Genomic DNA, 1,031 nt, shown 5'->3' with positions numbered 1-1,031 from the left:
CTTTAAGCACCTGATGGATACGGTGGTAACGTTCTAAATTCATAGTAAATAAATAGGGTATAAAAAAATCGCCACCCAGTGTGAGTGGGTGGCGATGAGTTTAGTTCTTTCTTCGTCTGACTCGGGTCGCCTGCGGCATCGCTTTGATTTTTCGCATGATACCTGCAAGGTGGACACGATCTTTAGTCGTCAGCAGAACGGTGACAGTATACAGTCGGCCATCACGTTCTTCGGTCGACAGGCCATGGATATTGGAGCCTGTTTTCGAAATCACGTTGGTCAATTCTGCGAGAGCACCTTGGTGGTTAAGCATGTCGACTTTCAGTTCTGCGATAAACTCTTTGTCGTAATCGTCAGACCACGCAACGGCCATGTATTTGTCCGGCTCTTTTTGGTAACCGCGCACATTTGGACACGTTTCACGGTGAACAACCAAGCCACGGCCAGGAGACACATGCGCAATGATGTGGTCATCTGGAATTGGGTGACAGCAGTTAGCAAACGTCAGTAGCAAACCTTCCGCGCCACGAATTGGAAGTTTCTTCTTCGAGTCGGTTGGAATGGAACTGGTTGTCGTTAGCTCTTCAGTATCGCCCAGCAAACGACGAGCAATCACAATACTCATGAGCTCGCCTAAGCCAATTGCTGCGAGTAAATCGTCTGTGCTTTCTAAGCGCAGATCGGTCAGTACTTCTTGAATATTCTCTGGGTAGATGGAGTCAATCGAGTGACGACCCAAAGCGTGATTCAATAGGCGGCGGCCGAGCGTGATGGATTCTTCACGGCGCATGGTTTTCAGTACTTGACGAATCTTAGTGCGAGCGCGAGAAGTCACGACATAGTTCAACCAAGCGGCATTTGGACGCGCACCTGGCGCACTGATGATTTCTACTGTCTGGCCGTTCTTCAGCGCCTTACTTAGTGGGTAAGGGTTACGATCAACACGAGCACCAACACAGGAATTACCTACATCGGTATGTACCGCGTAAGCAAAATCTACGGCTGTCGCGCCAAGTGGCAGTTCAACAATA

At 49.2% G+C, this 1,031-nt stretch carries 1 protein-coding gene; it reads right to left on the bottom strand.

Translation table 11 applies throughout. The annotated features are described in order from the left end of the window. Positions 1 to 100 precede the first annotated feature (100 nt). Positions 101 to 1,031: RelA/SpoT AH/RIS domain-containing protein (locus tag R7093_RS24195; protein ID WP_318146882.1), on the bottom strand; the 931-nt coding region annotated here is incomplete at its 5' end.

It is taken from the genome of Vibrio sp. 1580, assembly GCF_033340055.1.
This window is presented reverse-complemented; position numbering and strand designations above follow the sequence as displayed.